General features: G+C 65.1%; 17 protein-coding genes. 8 read left to right on the forward strand and 9 right to left on the reverse strand.

The features are described from left to right. Positions 1 to 25: 25 nt before the first annotated feature. From PCLY_RS08500 to glyQ, 5 genes are all read right to left on the reverse strand, one after another. Entirely contained in the window at positions 26 to 631 is a 606-nt protein-coding gene (locus PCLY_RS08500) for a CDP-alcohol phosphatidyltransferase family protein (RefSeq protein ID WP_061238851.1), read from the reverse strand. 242 nt (positions 632 to 873) lie between these two features. After that, positions 874 to 1641: a lysophospholipid acyltransferase family protein gene (locus tag PCLY_RS08505; RefSeq protein ID WP_061238852.1), complete on the reverse strand. Its 768-nt coding sequence runs from the start codon at positions 1639 to 1641 to the stop codon at positions 874 to 876. A gap of 12 nt (positions 1642 to 1653) precedes the next feature. Then, positions 1654 to 2184: a D-glycero-beta-D-manno-heptose 1,7-bisphosphate 7-phosphatase gene (gene gmhB / locus PCLY_RS08510; RefSeq protein ID WP_061238853.1), complete on the reverse strand. Its 531-nt coding sequence runs from the start codon at positions 2182 to 2184 to the stop codon at positions 1654 to 1656. Between the two features lie 57 nt (positions 2185 to 2241). Further along, complete coding sequence (gene glyS, locus PCLY_RS08515) at positions 2242 to 4296, reverse strand: glycine--tRNA ligase subunit beta (protein ID WP_061238854.1); 2055 nt, start codon at positions 4294 to 4296, stop codon at positions 2242 to 2244. After that, positions 4293 to 5285 carry a glycine--tRNA ligase subunit alpha gene (gene glyQ / locus PCLY_RS08520; RefSeq protein WP_061238855.1) on the reverse strand — a complete coding sequence of 331 codons (993 nt, stop codon included), beginning with the start codon at positions 5283 to 5285 and terminating at the stop codon, positions 4293 to 4295. The genes glyS and glyQ overlap by 4 nt, the downstream gene beginning before the upstream one ends. 172 nt (positions 5286 to 5457) lie before the next feature. Here glyQ and PCLY_RS08525 point away from each other — a divergent pair, with 172 nt between their 5' ends. The 6 genes from PCLY_RS08525 (at position 5458) to PCLY_RS08550 (ending at position 11952) form a co-directional block, all read left to right on the forward strand. Then, positions 5458 to 6012, forward strand: a complete 555-nt coding sequence (locus PCLY_RS08525; protein WP_061238856.1) for a DNA-3-methyladenine glycosylase I — start codon at positions 5458 to 5460, stop codon at positions 6010 to 6012. Continuing rightward, the gene (locus tag PCLY_RS08530; protein WP_061238857.1) at positions 6009 to 6617 is read left to right on the forward strand and encodes a pyridoxamine 5'-phosphate oxidase family protein; all 609 of its coding nucleotides are present in this window, start codon (positions 6009 to 6011) and stop codon (positions 6615 to 6617) included. The genes PCLY_RS08525 and PCLY_RS08530 overlap by 4 nt, the downstream gene beginning before the upstream one ends. 55 nt (positions 6618 to 6672) lie before the next feature. Then, entirely contained in the window at positions 6673 to 7560 is an 888-nt protein-coding gene (locus PCLY_RS08535) for a lysophospholipid acyltransferase (RefSeq protein WP_061238858.1), read from the forward strand. Positions 7561 to 7686: 126 nt separating this feature from the next. Further along, the gene (locus PCLY_RS08540; protein ID WP_061238859.1) at positions 7687 to 7953 is read left to right on the forward strand and encodes a PilZ domain-containing protein; all 267 of its coding nucleotides are present in this window, start codon (positions 7687 to 7689) and stop codon (positions 7951 to 7953) included. A 107-nt stretch (positions 7954 to 8060) separates the two neighbouring features. Continuing rightward, positions 8061 to 10697: a bifunctional lysylphosphatidylglycerol flippase/synthetase MprF gene (gene mprF / locus PCLY_RS08545; RefSeq protein ID WP_061238860.1), complete on the forward strand. Its 2637-nt coding sequence runs from the start codon at positions 8061 to 8063 to the stop codon at positions 10695 to 10697. 1 nt (position 10698) lies between these two features. Next, on the forward strand, positions 10699 to 11952 hold the full coding sequence (locus tag PCLY_RS08550; RefSeq protein WP_061238861.1) for a virulence factor family protein: 1254 nt from the start codon (positions 10699 to 10701) through the stop codon (positions 11950 to 11952). A gap of 229 nt (positions 11953 to 12181) precedes the next feature. On the opposite strand, the gene ehuA is transcribed toward PCLY_RS08550, so the two are convergent. The 4 genes from ehuA to ehuB form a co-directional block, all read right to left on the reverse strand. Further along, a complete protein-coding gene (gene ehuA / locus PCLY_RS08555; RefSeq protein WP_061238862.1) occupies positions 12182 to 12961 on the reverse strand; it encodes an ectoine/hydroxyectoine ABC transporter ATP-binding protein EhuA in 780 nt (259 codons plus the stop codon). 180 nt (positions 12962 to 13141) lie between these two features. Continuing rightward, complete coding sequence (gene ehuD, locus PCLY_RS08560) at positions 13142 to 13804, reverse strand: ectoine/hydroxyectoine ABC transporter permease subunit EhuD (RefSeq protein WP_061238863.1); 663 nt, start codon at positions 13802 to 13804, stop codon at positions 13142 to 13144. Further along, positions 13801 to 14460: an ectoine/hydroxyectoine ABC transporter permease subunit EhuC gene (gene ehuC, locus PCLY_RS08565; protein ID WP_061238864.1), complete on the reverse strand. Its 660-nt coding sequence runs from the start codon at positions 14458 to 14460 to the stop codon at positions 13801 to 13803. The genes ehuD and ehuC overlap by 4 nt, the downstream gene beginning before the upstream one ends. Positions 14461 to 14524: 64 nt before the next feature. Then, entirely contained in the window at positions 14525 to 15370 is an 846-nt protein-coding gene (gene ehuB / locus PCLY_RS08570; protein WP_061238865.1) for an ectoine/hydroxyectoine ABC transporter substrate-binding protein EhuB, read from the reverse strand. 247 nt (positions 15371 to 15617) lie between these two features. On the opposite strand from ehuB, the gene ehuR reads away from it, so the two are divergent. After that, positions 15618 to 17015 (forward strand): MocR-like ectoine utilization transcription factor EhuR, encoded by a 1398-nt coding sequence (gene ehuR, locus PCLY_RS08575; protein WP_061238866.1) that lies wholly within the window; start codon positions 15618 to 15620, stop codon positions 17013 to 17015. 331 nt (positions 17016 to 17346) lie between these two features. Beyond that, a complete protein-coding gene (eutB, locus tag PCLY_RS08580) occupies positions 17347 to 18318 on the forward strand; it encodes a hydroxyectoine utilization dehydratase EutB (protein ID WP_061238867.1) in 972 nt (323 codons plus the stop codon). Positions 18319 to 18322: the final 4 nt, after the last annotated feature.

The raw sequence follows: 18322 nt of genomic DNA on the forward strand, positions 1-18322 counted from the left end.
GAATCTCCTTATTCCGGGGAAGGGCTCAGGCCGTTTCGGCCAATCCCTGGCGAACGCGGTTATAGAGCGTATAGAGCAGCAGGGCGAGGATCAGGGCCAGCAGCAGGTTGATCCACAGGGCGGGCAGCAGGCCGCTGGCGACGCCGGCACCGAGCACGCCAAAGCAGAAGGCGCGGTCGCTCTTGCCCATTGGCCCGTCGTAGCGGCGTGACGCGCCAACCATGGGGCCAAGCACGCCGGCGTATTCGCTGATCACCGCCAGCAGCACGACGATCACCACTAACAGCGGTGAGACGCCCGCCAGCAATGCGAAGGGCAGATACAGGGCGCTGTCGGCGATGACGTCGCAGAGTTCGTTGAGGTAGGCGCCGAGCTTAGACTGCTGGCCGAACTCACGGGCGAGCATGCCGTCGACGGCATTCAGAGCCATGCGCAGCAGCATCCACACGGGGATCAGGGCGAACAGCCAGGTGATGTGACTGAAGCCTGCGAGCAGGGCACCGAGCAGTACGGAGACCAGGGCCGCGGCCAGGGTCACCTGATTGGCGGTGACGCCGCGCGCATAAAGACGCTCGACGCTAGGGCGCAGCAGGTTCTGGAAGGCCGGTTTGAGCTGGTAGATCGATGGCATGGTAGCGAAGTCCTTTTCTTGTCCCATCTTCGGTCATTGCCGCGGGCGAGACTGTGAACCCATCGAGGTAGACGCAGATTCAGCGCTGGCGCAGCAATGGCTTGTGCGCCAGCCCTACCTCTGAGGCACAACTTATACCCTGGACGGTGATTTTCCTAGCGCGGCGAATTGGCCAGCAAAATCAGTCAGATACAAGCGCTAGTGGCCCTTTGGTTATATTTGACGCACAGCTTATCCACAGATCAGGCGGTTTCCGCGAGGCGGCTCAGCTGCGGTTCTTCACCGCGTAGCTCGGTCTGCTGCTGGCACACCCACTGAAAGGCACGTTCGTTGAGTTCGGCGATGGCACGCGGGCCTTCGCCTTCGGCGTACATCGGTGCGCCGATGATCACCTGAACCGTTCCCGAGCGCTTCGACCAGCCGGCCTTGGGCCAGAACTCGCCGGCGTTGTGGGCGATGGGCAGCACCGGCAAGCCGGCGTTGACCGCGAGCGCCGCGCCGCCGCGGGAGAATTTGCCGATCTGGCCGGGCGGAATTCGCGTGCCCTCGGGGAAAACCAGCACCCAGGCGCCCTGCTTGAGGCGCTCATCGCCCTGCTTGGCCAGTTGCTTGAGCGCTGCCTTGGGGTTGCTGCGGTCGATGGCGATGGGCTTGAGCAGGGCCATGCCCCAGCCGAAGAACGGCACGCGCAGCAGCTCGCGCTTGACCACCTGCGACAGTGGCTCGAAGAAACCGCAGAGGAAGAAGGTTTCCCAGGTGCTCTGGTGATTGGCGAGGATCACGCAGGGGCGCTCAGGGATGTTCTCCATACCGCGCACTTCATAGCGGATGCCGACGATCACCTTGGCCAGCCACACCCCGCAGTTGCACCAGGCCTGGACGACGAAACGGTAGCGCTGGCGGAACGGCAGCAAGGGCGCGACCACCAGGCTGATCAGGCACCAGAAGAACGAGCTGGACGACAGCAGCAGGTAGAAAAGCGTGATTCTGAGGGCCTGCAGGATCGCCATGTACTTCGCACCTTATGAGAGCAGTTGATCGGCGACGGCCGCCAGATCATCGAATACCAGGGTTCCTGGCGGCAGAGGCTTGGCCAGGGTGCGTTCGCCCTTGCCGGTTTTCACCAGCACGGGCTGACAATCGACGGCCAGCGCTGCCTGCAGGTCACCACTGGTATCGCCAACGAACCAGGTTCCTGGCAGATCCGTGGCGTAGTGCGCAGCGATCTGTTTGAGCATGCCCGGTTTCGGTTTGCGGCAGTCGCAGCCGTCGTCCGGACCATGCGGGCAGTGCACGATCAGGCCGACTTCACCGCCCTGCTCGGCCACCAGCTCGCGCAGACGCGCATGCATCGACTCCAGGGTCGCCAGGTCGTAATAACCCCGGGCGATGCCGGACTGATTGGTGGCCACGGCCACCGTCCAGCCGGCTTTCGACAGGCGCGCGATGGCTGCGATCGACGAAGCAATCGGCAGCCATTCGTCGAGCGTCTTGATATAGGCGTCGGAGTCTTGGTTGATGACGCCGTCGCGGTCGAGGATCAGTAGTTTCATGCAGCCAATTCACATTCTGCCGAAGGAGCGAGCCGTGCCCGCTCCTTCAGGGGGACGTCAGCCCAGTACCGAGATGTCCGCCACGCCGAGGAACAGCCCGCGCAGGCGGGCCAGCAGGGCGTAACGGTTGGCGCGCACGCGCGCGTCCTCTGTGTTGACCATCACCGCCACAAAGAAGGCGTCGACCGGCTCACGCAGACTGGCCAGCTTGGCCAGCGCCTCGTTGTACTGACGCGCGGCTGCCAGCGGCTGCACGGCGTGGTCGGCCTGCTGGATGGCGGCGTGCAGGGCGAACTCGCTGGGATTGTCGAAGTAGTGCGCCTCGACCTGAGCGGCGACGCCACCTTCGGCCTTGCTCAGCAGGTTCGACACACGCTTGTTGGCGGCAGCCAGGGCTTCGGCCTGCGGCAGCGTGCGGAAGGCCTTTACGGCCTGCACGCGCTGGTCGAAGTCCAGCGGCGAGGTCGGGTTGACCGCGCGCACGGCCTGATAAACCGCCACTTCGACGCCTTCGTCCTCGTAGCGCGCACGCAGGCGGTCGAAGATGAACTCCAGCACCTGGGCAGCCAGACCGTCGGTCTTGACCTTGCCGGCGTACTGGGCGACGGCGAAGTCGACCGCAGCGGCCAGATCCAGATCCAGGCCCTTCTCGATCAGGATGCGCAGCACGCCGAGGGCGGCGCGACGCAGGGCGTAGGGGTCCTTGGAGCCGGTCGGCAGCATGCCGATACCGAAGATGCCGACCAGGGTGTCGAGCTTGTCGGCCACGGCCACGGCAGCGCCGGTCAGGGTGCTCGGCAGTTCGGCACCGGCACCGCGCGGCATGTACTGCTCGTTCAGGGCCAGGGCGACATCTTCCGGCTCACCGTCGTTGAGCGCGTAGTAGTAACCGGCGATGCCCTGCATCTCGGGGAATTCGCCGACCATCTCGGTGGCCAGGTCGCACTTGCACAGCAGACCGGCACGGGCCGCGCGCTGGGCATCGCCGCCGACTTCGCGGGCGATGAAACCGGCCAGCGCCGAGACGCGCTGGGCCTTGTCGAACACCGAACCGAGCTGGGCCTGGAACACCACGTTGGCCAGGCGCTGGTTGAAGCCTTCGAGCTTCTGCTTCTTGTCCTGCTTGAAGAAGAATTCGGCGTCGGTCAGGCGCGGACGCACGACTTTCTCGTTACCCGAGACGATCTGCGCCGGGTCCTTGGACTCGACGTTGGCCACGGTGATGAAGCGCGGCAGCAGCTTGCCGCTCGCATCGAGCAGGCAGAAGTACTTCTGGTTGTCCTGCATGGTGGTGATCAGCGCTTCCTGCGGTACTTCGAGGAAGCGCTCCTCGAAGGAGCAGACCAGCGGCACCGGCCACTCCACCAGCGCGGTCACTTCGTCCAGCAGCGCCGGCGGCACGATGGCCGTGCCCTGCTCAGCGGCGGCCAGTTCGTCGACGCGGCGGCTGATGATCTCGCGGCGCTCGGCGAAGTCGGCCAGCACATAGGCGCTGCGCAGGTCTTCGGCGTAGCTCGTCGGGCTGCTGATACGCACGTCACGGTTGGCGTGGAAGCGATGGCCACGGGAGACGCGACCGGCCTTCTGGGTGAGGATCTTGCAATCGACCACGGCATCGCCGAACAGCATCACCAGCCATTGGGTCGGGCGCACGAATTCGTCGCGACGGGCGGCCCAGCGCATGCGTTTGGGGATCGGCAGGTCGTTCAGCGAGTCGGCGACGATGGTCGGCAGCAGGTTCACTGCCGGCTGGCCGGGGATGTGCTGGGCGAAGCGCAGTTTCGGCCCGCTGCGGTCGATATCGGCGATGTCCACACCGCACTTGCGGGCGAAGCCCAGGGCGGCCTGGGTCGGGTTACCGTCGGCGTCGAAGGCCGCCTGGATGGGCGGGCCGTCGAGGTTCATGCTGCGGTCGGCCTGCTGCGCTTCGAGCTGCTCGACCAGCACCGCCAGACGGCGCGGCGCGGCATAGGCGCGGGCGCTGGCATAGTTCAGGCCGGCGGCCTTGAGGCCTTTCTCGACCCCCGCGAGGAAGGCGTCGCCGAGGGTTTTCAGCGCTTTCGGTGGCAGCTCTTCGGTGCCCAGCTCGACCAGGAAATCTTGTGCACTCATGCTTGCGCCTCCGCGTTGTTGCCTTGCCCTTCGTCTTGCAGCAGACCCGACTCCTTGAGCTTGCTCAGCACTTCATCACGCAGCTCGGGCGTGGCCATCGGGAAGCCGAGGCGGGCACGCGCCTTGAGGTAGCTCTGCGCCACGTCGCGGGCCAGCGTGCGCACACGCAGGATGTACTGCTGGCGCGCGGTCACCGAGATGGCGCGGCGCGCATCGAGCAGGTTGAAGGTGTGCGAGGCCTTGAGCACCATTTCGTAGGTCGGCAGCGGCAGGTCGAGGGCGATCAGGCGGTTGGCCTCGCTCTCGTAGAAATCGAACAGCTCGAACAGCTTCTCGACGTTGGCGTGCTCGAAGTTGTAGGTGGACTGCTCCACCTCGTTCTGGTGGAACACGTCGCCGTAGGTCACGGTGCCGAACGGGCCGTCGGTCCAGATCAGGTCGTAGACCGAGTCGACGCCCTGCAGGTACATGGCCAGGCGTTCCAGACCGTAGGTGATCTCGCCGGTGACCGGGTAGCACTCGATGCCACCGGCCTGCTGGAAGTAGGTGAACTGGGTGACTTCCATGCCGTTGAGCCAGATTTCCCAGCCCAGGCCCCAGGCGCCGAGGGTCGGCGATTCCCAGTTGTCTTCGACGAAGCGGATGTCATGGACTTCCGGGTCGAGGCCGATGGCCTTCAGCGAGCCCAGGTACAGCTCCTGGAAGTTCTCCGGGTTGGGCTTCAAGACCACCTGGAACTGGTAATAGTGCTGCAGGCGGTTGGGGTTCTCGCCGTAGCGGCCATCGGTCGGGCGACGCGAAGGCTGCACGTAGGCGGCATTCCAGGTCTCCGGGCCAACGGCGCGCAGGAAGGTGGCGGTGTGGAAGGTGCCGGCGCCCACTTCCATGTCGTAGGGTTGCAGCACTACGCAGCCCTGCTCGGCCCAGTAGTTCTGCAGGGCCAGGATCAGGTCCTGGAAGGTGCGCACGGCAGGCTTGTTCTGGCTCACGAAAAAATCACCTGTGGAGGCTTGCGAGGGAAAGCCGGGGAGTATATCGAAACTCGGCGCAGGCCGCAGGGTACGGCATATCGGCATCACCCAGGATGTAGCTGAGCTGTATTTATATCCAGTTATTTTGCCGCTATAGTCATCGCTTCGACCCTGACCGAGGCCCACAGCCATGCCCCGCTGCTTCTGGTGTACCGACGATCCGCTCTACCAGGCTTATCACGACGAGGAGTGGGGAGTGCCGCAGCGCGATGCCGGTCATCTGTTCGAGATGCTGCTGCTCGAAGGCGCGCAGGCCGGGCTGTCGTGGATCACCGTGCTGAAGAAGCGCGAGCGTTATCGCCAGGTGTTGCATGGGTTCGATCCCGAGCGTCTGGCGCGCCTGCGCGATGAAGAGATCGAGGTGCTGATGCAGGACCCGGGCATCATCCGCAATCGCCTCAAGCTCAAGGCCGTACGCCAGAACGCTCAGGCCTGGCTGAAGCTGGAGGATCCGGTGACCTGGCTCTGGTCGTTCGTTGGCGGCGTGCCGAAGATCAACCACTTCAGTGATCGCAGCCTGATGCCGGCGGTAACGCCCGAGGCCGAGGCGATGAGCAAGGCGCTGAAGAAGGCCGGCTTCACCTTCGTCGGCCCGACCATCTGCTATGCCTTCATGCAGGCCACGGGTATGGTGATGGACCACACCACCGACTGCGACCGCTATGCGCAACTGAGGGCGCCATGACCACCATCACCACACTGGATCAATTGCTGGCACTGTACGGCGAAAGCCACGAACGCTCGCGGCGCAAGGAGCTGCCCCGACTGATCGCACCCTACCGTGCGCTGATCGAGGCGTCGCCCTTCGTGGTTCTGGCCAGCGTTGGCCCCGATGGTCTGGATTGTTCGCCGCGTGGCGATGCGCCCGGTTTCGTGCACATCCTCGACGATCAGACCCTGCTGCTGCCGGATCGCCCCGGCAACAACCGCATCGACAGCCTGCGCAACATCGTGCAGAACCCGCAGGTGGCGTTGCTGTTCCTGATTCCGGGTGTCGGCGAGAGCCTGCGGGTCAACGGCCGTGCCGAGATATCCCTGGATCCCGAGCTGCTGGAACTGGGTCGTGCCCAGGGCAAGTTGCCACGCAGCGCGCTGCGTATTCATATCGACAGCTGCTACTTCCAGTGCTCCAAGGCGGCGCTGCGTTCGGGCCTGTGGGATGCCGCCCGCCAGGTCGAGCGCGCCAGCCTGCCCAGTGCCGGCGATATCTTCCGCTGCATCTATGAGGAGTTCGACGTCGAGGCCTATGAACGTGACCTGCAGCAAAGGCTTCGGACCGGCCTGTACTGACTGCATTGCCCCCCATCGCTACAATTGACGTTTTTCTGAGCGGTTGGAGTCTGTCGTGGAAAAACTCAAGGGCGCCCTGGTGGTCGGCTTTTTGCGCCTGTTCGCGCTGCTGCCCTGGCGTGCCGTGCAGGCCGCGGGCAACGCCATCGGCTGGCTGATGTGGAAGCTGCCGAACAGCTCGCGCGACGTGGCGCGCATCAACCTGGCCAAGTGCTTCCCCGAGCTCAGCGAGGCCGAGCGCGAGCGCCTGCTTGGGCAAAGCCTCAAGGACATCGGCAAGACGCTGACCGAAAGCGCCTGTGCCTGGATCTGGCCGGCGCACAAATCGCTCGAACTGGTGCGCGAAGTGGAAGGCCTGGAGGTACTGCAACAGGCGCTGGCCTCGGGCAAGGGAGTGGTCGGCATCACCAGCCATCTGGGCAACTGGGAGGTGCTCAATCACTTCTATGGTCGTCAGTGCAAACCGATCGTTTTCTATCGCCCGCCGAAGCTCAAGGCAGTCGACGAGCTGCTACAGCAGCAGCGCGTGCAGATGGGCAACCGTGTAGCGCCGTCGACCAAGGAAGGCATCCTGCGCATCATCAAGGAAGTGCGCTCGGGCGGTTCCGTGGGTATTCCGGCCGACCCGGAACCGAGCCGTTCGGCGGGGGTGTTCGTGCCCTTCCTCGGCACCACTGCGCTGACCAGCAAGTTCGTGCCGGGCATGCTGGCGGGTGGCAAGGCAGTCGGGGTGTTCCTGCATGCTGTGCGCCTGGACGACGGCAGCGGCTACAAGGTGATTCTCGAGGCCGCGCCGCAGGGCATGTACAGCGAGGACGTGGAAGAGGGCGTGGCGGCAATGAGTGAGGTGATCGCGCGTTATGTGCGTACCTACCCGAGCCAGTACATGTGGAGCATGAAGCGCTTCAAGAAACGCCCCGATGGCGAGGCGAAGTGGTACTGACGTACTGCTTGCGAGCGCGATGCTGAACGAAGGCGCCTTGATGGCGCCTTTTTTCCGTCGACCATTGGGAATTGATTCGGTTTTGCGCTATTAAAGGCTGCATCGTCAGCCCAGCCCGGAGCCTCCATGTCGAACCAGCGTCAGCAGGTGCGTACCCCGATGAAGTGCCGGATCAAGATCAGCCACCCCAGTTTCGGTGAGTTGCTGGCACAGACCCGTGACCTGTCCGATAGTGGCGTCTACGTGAAGCACCCGGATATGGCGGGCCTGTCGGTCGGCACCGAGGTGACCGGCCAGGTGCAGGATCTGCCCTTCCCCGCGCCGGTATTGAAGATGGAAGTGGTGCGTGTGGATGCCGAAGGGGCGGGCCTGCGTTTTCTCGGCGAGGCCTGAGCGACTGCATGCCGCTCGAATGTTTCAGATCAATGGAACATTCTGTTACATCTACACTCTGATCAAAACCTCACTCCGAGGGTGCGTCCATCAGAGGCGTTTTCGACATGAGTCGAGCGGTACCCGATCTTCCCATCCAGGGCGCTGACGCGCCTGATCTTCTACCCCCTTCACAACCCGGCTGGCTGCAACGCAACCGTCACCTGATCGGCCTCGGTCTGTCGCTGCTGCTGTTCGGCGTGGCGCTGCTCGCCTGCTGGCATCTGGTGCGCGAGATCAACCCGGATCAGGTGCGTGATTCGCTGGCCGCCGTGCCGCCGCAGGCGCTGCTCGGCGCCTTGCTGGCAACCGTGCTGGGCTTTGTGGTGATGCTCGCCTACGAGTGGTCGGCCAGCCGTTATGCCAACGTCCATCTGCCGCCACCGATCCTGGCGTTGGGCGGTTTCTGCGCCTTCGCCATCGGCAATGCCATCGGCCTGTCGGCGCTGTCCGGCGGTTCGGTACGTTATCGCCTGTATGGGCGCAGCGGCCTGGGTGCGGGCGATGTGGCGCGCATGAGCCTGTTCGCCAGCCTGTCGCTTGGCGTCAGTCTGCCGATTCTCGCGGCGCTGGCGGCGCTGTTCGACCTGGAGGACGCCGCCGCTGCGCTACACCTGCCCCAGCCGTTGTTGGCGGTGCTAGCCGTCGCCGTGCTGGTCGGGGCGTTGGCCCTGGTGTTGCTGGTGAGCCGCAAACGTCTGGCCGAGCGCCCTGCTCCCGGCTGCTGGCAGGTGGATTTCGGGCGTTTCAGCCTGCGTCTGCCGGGCGCGCGCATGAGCCTGACGCAGTTGCTGATCAGCAGTCTCGACGTATTGATCGCCGCCAGCGTGCTGTACCTGTTGTTGCCCGACGCGCCGCCTTTTTCCTCGTTCGTGCTGATCTACATGCTGGCGCTGGCGGCCGGGGTGCTCAGCCATGTGCCGGGCGGCGTCGGGGTGTTCGAGGCGGTGCTGCTGGCGGCCTTTTCCTCGCGCATCGACCCGGCCGGGCTGGTTGCGGCCATGCTGCTCTATCGCCTGCTCTATGTGGTGCTGCCACTGGTAAGCGCTGGGCTGCTGTTGCTCGCTGCCGAGGCTCGCCGTCTGTGGTTCCCGCGCCAGGTGGCACGTGTTGCCAGTGGCATGGCGGTGCCTGTGCTGGCGTTGCTGGTGTTCTGTGCCGGCACGCTGCTGTTGTTTTCCGGGGTGACGCCGACCATGGACGAGCATCTGGAAGCACTGGGCTTTCTCATGCCGCCGCAATTGATCGCCGCCTCGCACCTGGCCGCCAGCCTGGTGGGCACGCTCTGCCTGCTGCTGGCGCAAGGCTTGCGTCGGCGCCTGTCGGCGGCCTGGGCCTTGACCCTGGTGTTGCTCTGCCTGGGCGTGGTGCTGTCGCTGCTCAAGGGCTTCGACTGGCCGGAGGCGCTCGCCCTGGCGGTCATCGCCGGCCTGCTGGCACTGTTTCGCCGTGAGTTCTACCGCCGCAGCCGACTGATGGAGGTGCCTGCGTCCGGCCTGGGCCTGGCGGCCACGGTTGGTGTGATCGCCGCCTCGGTCTGGCTGCTGCTGTTCGCCTATCAGGATGTCGCCTACAGCCATCAGCTGTGGTGGCAGTTCGAGCTCGATGCCAATGCACCGCGCGGCCTGCGTGCGGCGCTGGGCAGTGCGCTGGTGTTGCTGGCGGTCGGTCTGACCTGGCTGCTGCGCGCCACGCCGCCCAGCATCAGCCTGCCGGACGAAGCCGCGCTGCTGCGTGCCCGCGCCATCGTCCAGGCCTCACGGCAGCCGGAGGGTAGCCTGGCCCTGAGTGGCGACAAGGCGCTGCTGTTCCACCCCGATGGCGATGCGTTTCTGATGTACGCCCGTCGTGGGCGCAGCCTGGTGGCGCTGTTCGATCCGATCGGGCCGAGCGCCGCGCGTGCCGAGCTGATCTGGCAGTTCCGCGACCTGTGCGACCGCCACCATGCGCGGCCGGTGTTCTACCAGGTGCGCGCGGAGAACCTGCCGGGCTACGTCGATATCGGCCTGACCGCGCTGAAACTGGGCGAAGAGGCACTGGTGGACCTGAAGACCTTCGACCTGGCCAGCAACGGCAAGGAAATGAAGGCCCTGCGCTATACCTGGAACCGTGGCCAGCGCGATGGCCTGAGCCTGGAATTTCACGCTCCTGGCCAGGTGCCTCTGGACGAACTGCAGAGCATTTCCAGCGCCTGGCTGCAGGGCAAGAACGTGCGCGAGAAGGGCTTTTCCCTGGGCCGTTTCAGCCCCGAGTACCTGGCGCATTTCCGCGTCGTGGTGGTGCGTTTCGAGGGCCGCGCCGTGGCTTTCGCCAACCTGCTCGAATGCGAGACGCGCGCGGTGGCCAGCCTCGATCTGATGCGCGTGCTGCCGGATGCGCCGAAGTCGACCATGGAGTTCCTCATGCTCGGCCTGATCCAGCAGTTCCAGAGCGAGGGCTATGCGCGCTTCAGCCTCGGCATGGTGCCGCTGGCCGGCCTGCAGACGCGCAAGGGCGCGCCGCTGCCGCTGCGCCTGGGCGCACTGGTGTTCGATCGCGGTGAAAGTTTCTACAACTTCCAGGGGCTGCGCCGCTTCAAGGACAAGTTCCTGCCGCAGTGGGAGCCGCGTTACCTGGCCGTGCCGGCCGGGCTCGACCCCTGGATGGCATTGGCCGATACCGCGACGTTGATCGCGGGCGGCCTGGGTGGACTGGTGAGGCGTTGAGATGAGCAAGACGATTAGGACGCTGGGCGGATTGCTGCTGGTGGCGGCCCTGGCGGCTGGCGCTGCGGGTTGGTGGTGGTCGACGCGCGGGGCGACCCGCATCGAGACGCTGCAGATACAAGGCGCGTCGGCGCAACTGCTCAGTCAGGGCGAGGCGCGCCAGCGCGTGTTGGTGATCGCGTCGGCTGGCCAGGCGCTGGACGAAACCAGGTTACGGCGGCTTGCCGAGGCAGGCGATCTGCGTTTGCTGCAATTGCCCTTCGTCGCGGGCGACTGCAAGGCGCAACAGCAGTTGCTCAGCCAGGCTAGCGAGCGCCTGGGCGGCGCGCCGACCCTGGTGGCGGGTGTCGGCCCAGCGGCGGCTACGGCCTGGCGCTGGCTGGCGGCGCAGCACGATGATCAGGCTCAGGCACTTTCGGTCGGCTTCGACCTGGCCAAGCCCGATTGCGCCGACCCCTTGCCGGATAAGGCCGAGCATGGCCACTGGATCGCTTTGTGGAACGACAATCCGGGTGATGACAACGCGCGCTTCCTGCGTGAGCAGAGCAACGGCGAGTCGCGCATCGGCACGCTGGGTACGCCGCTGCCAACGTTGTTGGCTGATCAGCTGCAGCAGATGCTCGCCGGCCAGGGCGCGGCGATGCCGGTAATCGAACATCCCTCGGCGCAACCGGCCGATACCCTGACCCTGTTCTATTCCGGGGACGGCGGCTGGCGCGATCTGGACCGCGCCTCTGCCGAATACATGGCTGCTGCCGGTTATCCGGTGGTGGGTATCGATACCCTGCGTTACTACTGGCAGCACAAGAGTCCGGAGCAGAGCGCCGCCGACCTGTCGCGGCTGATGCAGCAGTACCGCGACAAGTGGCATGTGAAGCGCTTCGTGCTGGCCGGCTACTCCTTCGGCGCCGACGTGCTGCCGGCGATCTACAACCGCCTGCCGGTTAGTGATCAGCAGCAGGTCGACGCCATGCTGCTGCTGGCCTTCGCCCGCAGCGGCAGTTTCGAGATCGCCGTCAGCGGCTGGCTCGGCAAGGACGGTGCGGAAGCGGCCACCGGCCCCGAACTGCGCAAGGTGCCGGCGGCCAAGGTGTATTGCATCTACGGCAGCGAAGAAGCCGCCGACAGTGGCTGCACCGAAGCCGGTGCCCCGGGCGAGCACCTGATGATCAAAGGCGGCCACCACTTCGACGGCGACTACGCGGCGCTGGCGCAGAAGATGCTGGCGGCGATCAAGGCGCGGCAGCAGCGTTAGTCTCGCTGACGCATGCCAATGGATTGCCGTGATTCTGTAGGAGCGGATTCATCCGCGAAAAATCGCGGCTAAAGCCGCTCCTACGAAGTGTCAGAGAAAATTGCTGTGGCGGTCGCTTTTGTGGGCTGTCGGCTCCGGCATCCTGCTTCGCTCTACCTCCTGCATCCATGTGGTCGTAGTGGCGGCTGTCCCGTCGCCGCTGCAGCGCCTGCCACATGCGCCGGGCGTCTCAGTGGGCTTCGTTCACTGCACTGAGAAAGGCCTGCGTTCGCTCCTGCTGCGGGTTGCCGAATAGCTGATCCGGCGTGCCCTGCTCGTGGATGCAGCCCTGGTGGAAGAAGCACACACGATCGGCGAATTCGCGGGCGAAGCCCATCTGGTGGGTGACCATCAGCATGGTCAGGTTGTGCTCGCTGCCCAGGCGGCGAATCACGTTGAGCACTTCGCCGCACAGCTCCGGGTCGAGCGCCGAGGTCACCTCGTCGAACAGCATCACCTTCGGCCGCATCGCCAGTGCGCGGGCGATGGCCACGCGCTGCTGCTGGCCACCGGAGAGCTGCGAGGGGTAGTGACGCAGTTTTTCGCCGAGGCCGACCATCGCCAGCAGCTCCTCGCCACGCTCGCTGGCTTCCTTCCTGCTCATGCCGAGCACCTGCATCGGCGCCTCGATCACGTTCTGCAGCGCGCACATGTGCGGGAACAGGTTGAAACTCTGGAACACCATGCCGATCTTGCCGCGCACCTTGCGCTGGTGGCTGGCGCTGGCCGGCACCAGGCGCCCATCGCGCCCGGGCATGTGGGTGAGCGGCTCGTCATCGACGGCGATCACCCCTTCATCGATGCTCTCCAGGGTCATCAGCGCACGCAGCAGGGTCGACTTGCCCGAGCCGCTGGGGCCGATGATCGCCACCTTCTCGCCGGGGGCGACGTCGAGGTTGAGCTTGTTGAGCACGGTAAGGTTGCCGTAACGCTTGGTCACGTCACTGAAGCGGACGATGGGCTGGGTCATGAAAAACTCCTGCAGCGGCTGGCGAATTGTTAAGAGCCTGTCAAAGGCTGCTGTGCGTCGGCACTGCGGCGTTAAAAACGAGTTCGGAATGCTCATTTGCTCCAGCAAACTCCGCTTCCTCACTCGTTTTTGCCTTGCATTGCTCTAGCTCGCGAGCCTTTGAGCAGGCTCTTAGGAAGGTCATCGGGCAGTGACCTCCAGGCGATCTTCCATGCGCCGCACGCACCAGGCCAGGGCCAGGCTCAGCAGCAGGAAGAAAATACCGACCATGGTGATGGGCTCGAGGTAGCGGAAGCTCTCCGAGCCGATGTTCTTGGCTTGCTGCATGATCTCCACCACGGTGATCGCCGACAGCACCGGAGTGTCCTTGAGCATGGCCACCAGGTAATTGCCCAGCGCCGGCAGGATTGGTCGCAGCGCCTGCGGCAGGATGATCTGCCGATACGCCGACAGTGGCGACATGTTCAGCGCCGTCACCGCCTCCCACTGGCCGCGCGGCACTGCGTCGAGGCCGGCGCGGTACACCTCGGCGGTGTAGCAGGCGTAGTGCAGGGCGATGCCGAGGATGCCCGCCTGCAGCGCAGTGAGGTTGAGCCCGTAGTTGGGGAATACGTAGAACAGGAAATACACCTGGATCAGCAGCGGCGTGCTGCGGATGAATTCGATCAGCCCGGCCACCGGCCAGGACAACCACAGGAGCCTGCTGCGCCGGGCGATGGCCAGCAGCAGGCCAACGACGATGGCGATGGCGAAGCCGGCGAAGGTGATCAGCAGGGTATTGAGCGAGGCCTTGAGCAGATCCGGGAGGATGCTCAGGGCGAAGTTCCAGTCGAAGAAGTTCATTGCAGGCCTCCGCGCATCCGGCCACGGCTCAGGTGCCTTTCCAGCAGGCGCATGCCGAGGTTGATCACCTGGGCCATGAGGAAATACAGCAGCAGGGCCAGGGCGAAGATCTCCAGGGTCATGAAGGTCGCCTGGTCCAGCTGACGGGCGCGGAAGGCCAGGTCAGACAGGGTGATCAGCGACACCAGCGAGGTGTTCTTCAGCAACTCGATCAGCAGGTTGGTACCCGGTGGAATCGCCGCCAGCAGCGCCTGCGGCAGGATGATGCGCAGGAAGCGTTTGGACGGGCGCATGTTCAGCGCGGTACAGGCCTCGTACTGACCCTTGGCCACCGAGCGGATGGCGCCGCGCATCACCTCCGCGCCATAGGCGCCGATGTGCAGGCCGAGGCCGACGACGGCCACGGTGAAGGCGCTCATCTCGACGTTGAACGGCGGCATCGGCAGCACGAAATACAGCCAGAACAGCTGCACCAGCAGCGAAGTGCCGCGGAAGATCTCGATGTAGGTGATCGCCAGCCAGCGCAGCGGGCCAATCGGCGACAGCCGGCCGAGGGCGGCAATGACTGCGCTGACGATGGCCAGCAGCGAGCCCCAGAAGGTGACTTGCACGGTGACCCAGGCGCCTTGCAGCAGCAGGGGAAGAAGATCGGTCATGAATGTCTACCGCTTTATGCACGGAAAGGCGCCACGCACCGGGGTGCGCGGCGTGATCCGTTCATTACTGGCCGCAGAGTTCGGCGGCGGTCTTGTCGGTGATGTTGGACTGGTCGAAGCCGAAGGGTTTGACCGTGGCCAGGTGCTCTTCGCTACCGATCCATTTCTTCAGCTCGGCATTGACCGCATCGCGCAGGTCCTTGTCTTCCGGGCGGAAGGCCAGCGCACCGTAGCCGGTGTGGGATGGGTCGTCCTTGAATTCGGCGATGGCTTCGACGCCGTCGCCGCCCTTGTCGGCCAGGCCCTTCATGGTCAGCTGGGTGCCGACTGCGGCATCGGCACGGCCGGCGCGCACGGCCTGCAGCTGCGCGGTGGTGTCCGGTACCTGGAGGATCTGCTCATCGGTGATGCCGGCGCTGCGGGCATAGCCCAGGTTCACCGTGCCGGACATGATCGCCACCTTGGCCCCGCTCTTGGCGATGTCGTCGTAGCTGTGCAGGTCTTTCGGGTTGCCGGTTTTCACCAGCAAGGTATCGGGCAGCTGGTAGTGCGGGTCGGTGAACAGCACCTGCTTGCAACGCTCGGGGGTGATGTACATGCCGGCGGCGATCAGGTCGAAGCGGCTGGCGCGCAGCCCGGGGATCAGCGAGCCCCACTCGGTGAGCACCGGGTTGATCTTCTCGACGCCCATGCGCTCGAAGATCTTCCTGACGATCTCCGGCGACTCGCCAGTGACGCTGCCGTCGAGGGCGGTGTAGGCGAAGGGCGTTTCGTTGGCGTAGCCGATGCGCACGCTGCTGCTGTCCTTGACCTTGTCCAGAGTCGAGGCCTGGGCGCCGGCAGCGAGGCCGGTGAGCAGGGCGCAGGCCAGCGCGAGGCGGCCGAAGCGGGAGGGAATAACGCTACTCATCTTGGTGTTCTCCTGTTTTTTTGTAGTCCGCCAACGGCGGCGTGCTGTGTTAGGAGGCAGGTAAATCAAGAGCGTTGGTGCGCAGCAGGTCTGCGCCGGGTGGTGTTGTTCTGAGTTGCCGAGGCACTGTTTTCCACCCTTGGCCCGAGCATACAAAGGCTTTTTTCGCTACGGCATTGCACTAGGACAATTGAATCGCAATGCCTCACGCGGGATGCTGGCATGCAGTCGCCACAGGGAACCATCGATGCATAACTGGAAGAAAGCCCTGGCCAACGCTCGCCCGGGCGAATCGAAATACAAGCTGCTGGTCCAGGCGGTCGCCGCCGACATCGAACAGGGTACCCTGATCGATGGCCAACGGTTGCCTCCGCAGCGTCAGGTCTCCGACGCCTTGGGCATCAGCGTGCAGACCGTGACCAACGCCTACAAGGAGCTGGAGCGCCAGGGCCGCGTGCGCTGCGAAGTGGGCCGTGGCAGCTTCGTCTCGCGGCGTACCAGCGAGCGTGTGGCCACCAGCATGCTCGATCGTAGCGAGCAGGCGCTGATGGACTTTTCCAACGCGCGCATCCTGCACACCGACGCCCACGACCGCCTGTGGCGACAGACCTGCCTGGAACTGGCGCAGGAGCCGGATCAGCCGTGGATTCACGCCTTCCGCCCGATTGCCGGCATGCAGCACCAGCGTGAGTCCGCAGTGCGCTGGTTGGCGCGCCTGGGCATGGACGTGGGTATCGAGGACGTGCTGCTGACCAGCGGCGCGGCCCACGGAATCTTCCTCGCCCTGGCGACGCTGGCCGGCCCGGATGACGTGGTGCTCTGCGAAGGCCTGACCGACCACGGCGCCATCGGCAGCTCGCAGGTGCTCGGTTTCACCCTCAAGGGCCTGGAGATGGATCGCTACGGGCTGAACCCCGAGCACTTCGAGGACATGTGCGGCAACGAACGGATCACCGCGCTGGTCTGCACGCCCAATCTGAACAACCCCACCAGCGCGCTGATGCCCGACGAGCGCCGCCGCGAGATTGCCGAGATCGCCCGCCGCTATGGCGTGTACATCATCGAGGACGACGTCTACGGCCCGCTGCTGGCCGGTCAGCAGAGCACACGGCCGCTCAGTCATTACGCGCCGGAACTGTCGTTCTACTGCACCAGCATGACCAAGTCGGTGCTCACCGGCCTGCGCATCGGCTACCTGGTGATGCCCAAGCGCCTGGCGCTGCGCACCGAGAGCATCCTGCGGGTCAACAGCTGGATGGCGCCGTCGCTGCTGGGTGAAATCGCCACGCGCTGGATCGACTCCGGCGAGGCCGAGGAGCTGGTACAGCTGCAGCGCCAGTTGCTGGCCAACCGGCAGGCTTTGGTGGAGCAGGAGCTGGGCGAGCACCTGATCGGCAACCATCCCTATTCGCTCAACAGCTGGCTGCGCGTGCCCGAAGGCTGGGAAACCGACGGTCTGCTGCGCGAGCTGCGTCGGCGTAACGTGGCACTGACCCTGCCCGATCCGTTCGTCCCGCCCGGCATGCCCAGGCCGCGTGCGGTGCGGCTGTGCGTCGGCGCCGAATGCAGCGAGGCGAAGATGCGCCAGGGCGTGCAGATCGTCCGCGACGTGTTTGGGCAGTACCCGAAGGTGCATGATTTCTAAGTGGCTGTAGGGTGGACGTCGCTTTCCACGTCCACCGCAACGGTGGATCGATGGTTCGGTTGATCGATAAAGCGTGATCCACCCCACGGACTCGACGGCGAGCGGATTAAGCCCCCTCTCCCGCTTGCGGGAGAGGGCTCTTGTAGCCGGATGAAATCCGGGAGTGGTTTGCACCGGTGCTTGCGCGTTGCATCGGTGCGCACAGCGCACCCTACGCAAACGCACCGATGTCCACCTCTTGAAGCCCACCAGTAAAAAATCGTCCTAGTACATTCGGTCACTCAATTTCCCGCTCATACACTCGGTCGCACACCTTCACGGAATGTGCGCCATGTCTTCCATCCACTTCGATGATCTGCTTCAGGCCCGCCAGCGTATCGCCGGTCTGGTGCGTCAGACACCGCTGGAGCATTCGCCGAGTCTGAGCCGTCTGGCTGGCGTGCCGGTGTGGCTGAAGCTGGAGTCGCAGCAGGCCACCGGCAGTTTCAAGCTACGTGGTGCGAGCAATGCGGTGGCGCAGCTGGATGCCGAGCACAAGCGCTGCGGCGTGGTCACCGCGTCCACCGGTAATCACGGCCGCGCCCTGGCCTTCGCCGCCGCGCAGCTGGGCGTGAAGGCCATCGTCTGCCTCTCCGAACTGGTGCCGCAGAACAAGGTGCGTGCGATTCGTGAACTGGGCGCCGAGGTGGTGATCAGCGGCCGCAGTCAGGACGACGCTCAGCTCGAAGCGCTGCGTATCGCCCGCGAGCAGGGCGCCGCATTCATCCCGCCGTTCGACCACCCGCACGTGATCGCCGGCCAGGGCAGCCTGGGCCTGGAAATTCTCGAGCAGTGCCCGGACGTTTGCGAAGTACTGGTGCCGCTGTCCGGCGGCGGTCTGTTCGCCGGCGTGGCGCTGGCGATCAAGGCGGCCAGCCCGGCCATTCGCACCCACGGCATCAGCATGCAGCTGGGCGCCGCCATGCACGCCAGTTTGCAGGCCGGCGAGCCGGTCGAGGTGGAGGAACTGCCGACCCTGGCCGATTCACTCGGCGGCGGCATCGGCCTGGACAACCGCTACACCTACGCCATCACCCGCGAGCTGTGTGACCAGGTTCATCTGCTCGACGAGGCGTCCATCGCCCGTGGCATCCGCCACGCCTACCGCGAGGAGCGGCTGGTAATCGAGGGCGCCGCCGCTGTCGGTATCGCCGCTCTGCTCGATGGCCTGATCGAGCCGCGCGGCCCGGTGGTGGTGGTGATCAGCGGCCGCAATATCGATATCGACCAGCACCTGCGCGTGCTCAATGGCGCTGACGCCTGAGGAA

The sequence above is a fragment of the Ectopseudomonas composti genome (assembly GCF_001567565.1).
GTDB lineage: Bacteria > Pseudomonadota > Gammaproteobacteria > Pseudomonadales > Pseudomonadaceae > Aquipseudomonas > Aquipseudomonas composti_A.